This window comes from Streptomyces sp. NPDC047072, assembly GCF_040643855.1.
GTDB lineage: Bacteria > Actinomycetota > Actinomycetes > Streptomycetales > Streptomycetaceae > Streptomyces.
Window position 1 is genome coordinate 1 of sequence record NZ_JBEYVC010000304.1, and the last position, 6,706, is coordinate 6,706.

The 6,706-nt window shown below is 74.7% G+C and carries 3 protein-coding genes and 1 pseudogene; 3 read left to right on the top strand and 1 reads right to left on the bottom strand.

What is annotated here, in order from left to right:
- Positions 1 to 810, top strand: a pseudogene (locus tag ABZ896_RS51535) (hypothetical protein); the annotation flags it as partial.
- A gap of 3 nt (positions 811 to 813) precedes the next feature.
- The gene (locus tag ABZ896_RS51540) at positions 814 to 3,867 is read left to right on the top strand and encodes a hypothetical protein (RefSeq protein WP_360946081.1); all 3,054 of its coding nucleotides are present in this window, start codon (positions 814 to 816) and stop codon (positions 3,865 to 3,867) included.
- On the opposite strand, the gene ABZ896_RS51545 is transcribed toward ABZ896_RS51540, so the two are convergent.
- Entirely contained in the window at positions 3,857 to 6,025 is a 2,169-nt protein-coding gene (locus tag ABZ896_RS51545; RefSeq protein ID WP_360946084.1) for a DEAD/DEAH box helicase, read from the bottom strand. The two genes, ABZ896_RS51540 and ABZ896_RS51545, sit on opposite strands and share 11 nt — an antisense overlap.
- Positions 6,026 to 6,163: 138 nt before the next feature.
- Between ABZ896_RS51545 and ABZ896_RS51550 the strand changes: the two genes are divergently transcribed.
- Positions 6,164 to 6,706, top strand: a 543-nt coding sequence (locus tag ABZ896_RS51550; protein ID WP_360946086.1) for a response regulator transcription factor, incomplete at its 3' end; no start/stop codon positions are given.

Here is a 6,706-nt window from a genome sequence, read left to right on the forward strand (position 1 = left end):
GACGACGCCGGAGACCAACCCGACGACTGCGCGGCCGAGTTGATCGAGGAGCACTCGGCGGCCCTCGCCCCGCTGCTCCGGTGGTGGCACACGGCCTCGCACCAACCGGGGTCCACAGCACGGCACTTGGACGACATCCTGCGCCTGATCGACGACGCGGCCGACTGCGCCGGGCTGGACGGGCCGGAGCTGCGCGCACTCCGCGAGGCGCTCGACGCGGGGCCCGATCACGGCCGTAGCGACCTCGCCGCTCTGTTCGTGCGACGGGACGGCTACGCCCTCGCCGCCGGCGAACCACCCAGTTCCGGTGGCCGGTTGATCGCCCGGGGCACGGGGACGAACGACTGGCGCCGCTACCCGCCCGGCCTCGTCGACGCCGCCGAGCACGCGGTGGCGTGGACCGCCCGGGCGCTCGGTGCGCGACGCCGGATCGAGGTCGAGGTCGTCGCGCACGTGACCGCCCCCACGACCGGTGTGCCCCTGGTCGCGGAGGTCCGGGTGAACGACGGTCGGGCGAGCCGGGTCGCCCTCGCGCGCCGGGACGACGTGTGGGCCGGGCGGGCGGACCTCGATCTGCCCCCGGGTCTGCCGGTCTCGGCCGAGCCGCCGCGCATCGAAGTCGCGGTCCTGCTCCCGGGGTTCGACCCGGGCGGCGGTGCCGACGCCCGCGCCGGCCGTGACGCGGTCCGCGCCCTGGCCCGGCGGCGGCTGGCCGCCGCGGCACGGCCCGTGGCCGACGGCGCCCACGACGACGTAGAGGGGCCGTTTCTCGCCGAGACGCTCGCCGCCGCCACGAACGAGGACTACTGACGGATGACCGACGCCACGCGGGTGGAACTGTACGGGGAGCCCTTCGACGGCGGCTTCGCCCGGGCCCACGAGCACCACATGGCCGCCGAGTTCGAGGCCGCACACGCCGTCTACGGCGAACTGCTCGCCCTGGCCGAGTCCTTGGAGGACTCCCCCGACGTACGGTTCCTGCGCGCGCACCTGCTCGCCGACCTCACCAGCGTCCTCCTCGACGCCTCCGACCTGCCCCGGGCGAAGGAGGCCAACGACCGCTCGCGCGCCCTGCTCGACAGCGTCGCGGCGGCGCCGATGGGGCCCCAGGGCCGGCAGCTGTGGCTGGAGATCCTCCTGCGGACACTGAGCGCCGGGTCCGCCGTACTGAGCCACACGGGAGATCTGGACGAGGCGCTCGCCCTGCTCGACGAGGCGGCGGCCGTCCTGCCCGAGTTCCACGACCCGGACGGGCTGCGCGCCGCCGAACTCGGCCTGAACCGGGTGCTCCTGCTGATGGACCGGGCTGAGTGGGGCGCCGCCGAGGAACAGGCCACGCTCCTGCTGTCCACCACTCCGGCGACCGCGGTGGAAGTGATCCCCCGCCTGCTGACCGCCCTCGGTTCGATCTGCTCCGCGACCGGGCGGCACGACCTGGCCGACGACTGGTTCGCCCGCGCCGAGGACGGCTTCCTGGCCCTGGGCGACACGGGTGAGCGGCAGTCGCTGCTCGCGCACCGGGCGTTCCTCGCCATGGAACGGGGTGAACTCGACCGTGCGGAGCGGCTGTTCGCCGAGGCGTCCGCCCTCTTCGATCAGCAGCGACGGTTCGGTGACCTCGCCGTCTGCGAGCAGGCCCGCAGCCATCTCGCCGATCTGCGCGGGGACTTGGAGGGCGCGCACGGGCTCATGACGGCGAGCCTGGAGCGGTTCGCGGAGCTCGGCGCGTCGGTAGCCGCCGCCGACACCAAGCTGCTGGGCGCCCAACACGCCTACGAACAGGGCGACATCCAGGAGATGAAGCGGCTCGCGCAGGAGGCCCGTGACGTCTACCAGGAGCGGCGGATCCACGAGCGGTGCGCGCAGGTCGACCTCCTGCTCGCGCGCACCCTGGAGGACAACCTCAACCGCACGGACCACGGCGACCACGAGCGGGCGTCCGTCGACACCGCCCTCTCCCTCGCCCTGCCCGCGGCCCTGACCCTGGCCGCGGCCCGCCACGACTTCGTCACCGCCCACGCCCGCGGCCAGTGGCTGGAACTGGCGGACGGGGCGATGGAGTTGGCGTTCCGGCTGGCCGTGCGGCGCGGGGACCAGGGGCTGCTCTTCGAGTTGGTGGAGCACCGGTGCGCGGGGGCGGCGCCGGCGCTGGGAGGTGGGGTGCCCGCCGGGGAGGGCCTGGTCTTTCCCGAACCGGCCATGAAGGCGTACGGCGGCGACACCGAGGCCGACGGGGCGATGACCCTGGGCGGTGTGGCCGCCGACGCCGCCGTCTCCGCCGGGCTGCGGGTCGCACCGCCGCCGAAGGTGCGGATGTCGGCGGAGTCGGGGCGGGTCGCGCTCCAGGAGTACATCGCGGCGGCCGAGTTCCGGTACGGCCGGCCGATCGTGGACGAGCGGGAGGTGCCGTTCTGGAACACCGAGGAGCTGACCGCCCGCCCGGTGGTCCAGGTCCGGCTCGCCGACGCGGGCGACCTGTTCATGACGTGGACGTGGGCGGGCGGCGCCCGGGGCTTCGGCACGGGGCACGGCCCGGCCGCCGAAGTCGAGGAGGCCGTAAGGGAGTTGGCCGCGGCGTTGCCCGGGGCGGGCGAGGGGGCGGCGGGCATGCGGCGCGCCTTCGCGTCGGGCGCGCTCGCCGACCACCGCGCCGAACGGCGGCTCGCGCGGACGCTGGGCGAGGCGCTGTGGCCGCAGGGGCTGACCGCGCAGATCCGCCAGGTGTCGGAGCGGGCGGGGCGCCCCCTGGTCCGTATCCAGCCGTCCCCGCGGGTCGCGCAGGTCCCCTGGGAGCTCCTGGCCGTGGACGCCGAGGACACCCGGCTGCTCGACCTGGCGGACGTGGTGACGACGGCACCGACGTCGTTGCGGCGGCAGGCGGGTCATGGGCGACCGGGAACCGGTGAACCGGCGGTCGTCTCCGAGCGGGCGACCGTCTCCGGGCAGACGGCCCACCCCCAGCCCGCGGACGACTCCAGGCAGACGGCCCACCCCCAGCCCGCGGACGTCTCCGCCCGGACGGACGCTTCCGCGCAGGCACCCACCTCCGGGCCCGAAGTCCCGTCCCCACCCCCGGCATCCGCTCCCGCCGCCCCCGTCGTCCTCGTTCTCGACCCCCGGATCCCCGGCTTCCGCGCCGACTCCCCGCTCGGCTCCGTCCTCGGCCCGCCCGGCTCGGATCCGGAGCTGCTCTCCCTGGTCCGCGCCCGCCTCGACGCGGGCCCCGTCGAGCCGCCCCTGGCCACCCCGGCGGAGGCGTTCCGCCGTACCGATCTGGACCGGGACTGGCTGGGCGCCGTACTCCGCAAGGGAGCACGGAGACTGCTGTACGTCGGACACGTCAGCGGCGCTCCGGTCGAGGGCGGCCAGAGCGAGGACGGCGCCCTTCACCTGAGCTGCGGCGAGGAGGCCGTGGGCCTGGCCGAACCGGTCCGTACGCACCGGCCGTTGTCCGCCAAGGACCTCCTGCTGGGCACGCTGCCCCTGCGCGGTGACGGCGAGCCGGGCGCCCGGATCTGGCCCGCGCCGCCGCGGGTCGCTCTGATCGGCTGCGAGAGCGGCGGCGATCTGCGGTTCGCCGAGTCGTTCGGCCTGGCCACGGCGATGCTCCACAACGGCGCCGACCTGGTCACGGCCACCCGCTGGCCGCTGCCGACCAGCCTCGCCTTCCACACCCTGGCCGGCGTCCCCGAGTCCGTCCGTCCCCTCACGGAGGCGATCGTCGCCGTGGACACCGCGCACGAGGACCCCGATCCCGTCCGCCGGCTCGCCGAGTGGCAACGCGATCAGCTGGCCCGCTGGCGCGCCGGGGGCACGCCCGCCCACTCCCCCTTGCTGTGGGCGGCCCTGACCTCCCTCACGGTGTGAGGCGCTCGTCCGTCACCCCGAGCCGTGCCTGCTCCTCCTCGACGATCCGGCGCGCCAGCTCGGTGTCGGAGATGTCGACCGCGTCCGGGGTGGCCTCGGCGACGGCGCTGCGGCGGGCGTAGGTGTCGAACAGCCGGGTCTTGGCCTCCAGCATCTTCACCAGGCGTTCGTCGACGCCCCCGGTGGCGAGCAGGCGGTACACGCGGACCGGTCTGACCTGGCCCATCCGGTGCGCCCGGGCCACCGCCTGGTGTTCGACGGTCGGCTTGATCTGGGGTTCGCACAGGACGACGACGGAGGCCGCCTGCAGGTTGAGGCCGATGCCGGCCGCCTGGATCTGCGCCAGGAGCACGGCAGGGCCCTGGACGGCTGTGAAGTCGTCGACGATCCGCTGCCGTCGCCCGGCCGGGACGGCTCCGGTGAGCGGACCGGACACCGGGGCGCCGTCGACGGCCGCGAGCGCCTGCGCGACCACACCGAGGACGTCCTTGAAATAGGAGAAGACCACCGTCTTCTGGCCGTTCTCGCCGGCCTCCCGGACGATCTCCCGGAGCCGGTCCAGCTTGGCCGACCTCTCGGGGCGCGCGTAGGCGGCCCTGCGCATCGCCATGAAGTTGCCCGCGCGTACGGCGTCGCGATAGGCCGCCTCGTCCGACGCGCTCAGCTCCTCCCATTCGTCGGTCTGCTGGAGGCTGGGGAGTTCGGTCAGCACGTCCTCCTGGTTGCGCCTCAGATAGACCGGGGCCACGGCCTTGCGGAAGGCGACCGATCCGGCGAGCGCGTCCTTCTCGCCGAGGGCGTCCGCGACCTCGTCGTCGAGCATCCGGACCAGGTTGCGGAACTCCGCGACCCGGTTCTCCATCGGGGTTCCGGTCATGAAGAGGGCGCGTCCGCAGCGCCGCGTCCACCGGGCGACCGCCTGGGACCGCTTGGCCTGCGGGTTCTTGACGGTGTGTGCTTCGTCGACGACGAGCAGGCCGACCTCCCCGCCGCCCGGCACGGGAAAACCGCGCAGCGCGTCGAACGTGGTCACCGCGACCCCGCCGCGGCCCTTCCAGTCGGCGAACGCGTCGTGCCGGCCGGGGCCGTGCAGCACCCTGACGCGCAGGGCGCTGCGGGCCTCGATCTCCCGGGTCCAGTTCACGAGGACGCCCGCCGGGCAGACGACCATGAAGTGGCTCTGGCCCTCGGCGGCCAGGTGGGCCAGTACGGCGATCGCCTGGATGGTCTTGCCGAGGCCCATCTCGTCGCCGAGCACCACCGTGCGCTGGGCGAGGGCGAACCGTGCGCCGAACGCCTGGTAGCCGCGCAGGGAGACGCGCCGGTGCGTGTCGTCGAGGTGCTGGGTGCGGACCCGTTCGGCGATCTCGTCGGGCAGGAAGCCCTCGGCGGCGGCCGTGTCCGGGGGCCGCCCGGAGATCTCGGCGAGCAGGCTGTAGTACTCGGCGGAACGGAGTTCGAAGTCGACCCAGGCCGCGACGTCGGACGACGGTCCGCGGAGCAGGTCCACCGAGGCCTGGGCCAGCAGTTCGGGCAGGCCCGCCCGGTCCGTCTCGTCCAGCAGCGTCCTGATCGCGGCGATCGCCGCCGCCGCGCGGGTCTTCTTCTCCTGGCCCGCCAGCAGCATCCGGAACAGCCCGGTGGCGGGCCCGGCGTCCTGGAGCAGCGGGCCGAGCCGTTCGGCCAGGCCGGTCGCCCGGTCGACGGCGCGACGGGCGTCGGGGCCCGCCTCCACCAGGACGTGCAGGGCGGTGACGAGCGCGGTGGTGCCCGGCTCCGGCCGGTCCACGTCGATGTGGACGGCCACCGTCTCGTGCACGGCCTCGGCGAGCCGCCGGGCGGCGGCGAGCATCTGGTCGGCGGTGCGCTGCCCCACCCCGGGGATCTGCCGCAGCCGGTAGGGGCCCGCGTCGAGCACACCGCCCACGGTGCGCGGCCCGTGCTTCTCGACGCTGCCCAGCCGCAGCCGCCCTTCGGTGACGTCCTGCAGCCGGGCCACGGGGATGGCGTCGAGCTCCCGCTCCACCGCCGCGTCGTGGATCGGCCTCAGCACCGCCCGTACGGCCTCGACCGCCCGCGCGTGGTCCCCGGCCAGCGCCCGCGCGGCCTCGTACAGCCGCGTCCCCCGAGCGACCGTCTCCCGCTCCTCACGCCCCACGTCCCGTGCCCCTCTCCGGCCCTCCCGGCATCCTCGCACCGGCCGGAGAACGCTCAGGCCGCGCTCGAGGCCGAGTGCATAGACTCACGAGTACGGCTCGTGCGAACGGACGGGCCCCGTCCGACTGCTGGAGGCCCAGTGATACGTGTGCTCCTCGCCGACGACGAGCATCTCATCCGGGCCGCGCTCATCGAACTGATCGGTCTCGAAGGCGATCTGCGGGTCGTCGCGGACACCGGCGAGGGCGCGCAGGTCCTGCCTCTCGCCTTGCGGCACCGCCCCGACGTGGCGTTGCTGGACGTCAATCTCGCCGACACCAGCGGGCTCCAGGTCGCCGCCGAACTGCACGAGCGGCTGCCGTCCTGCCGGACGCTCCTGCTGACGAGCCTAGGCAGTGCGGCCACCGTGCGCGAGGCCGTGGAGCTGGGGGTGAGCGGCTATCTGATGAAGGACGCCGCTCCCGACGCCCTCGCCGAGGGCATCAGGAAGGTGGCCTCCGGTCAGCGGGTGATCGCGCCCGAGCTCATGCTGGCGGCGTGGGAGAGCCGCGCCAACCCGCTCACCCCGCGGGAGACGGAGGTGCTGAGGCTGGCCGCGGAGGGCCAGACCGTGGCGGACATCGCGGACACGGTCCGGCTGTCGGTCGGCACGGTCCGCAACTACCTCGGCAACTGCCTCACG

Bases quoted from the DNA above. Each gene is read 5' to 3' on its own strand.
- ABZ896_RS51540 (WP_360946081.1), top strand. From the start codon at position 814: ATGACCGACGCCACGCGGGTGGAACTGTACGGGGAGCCCTTCGACGGC.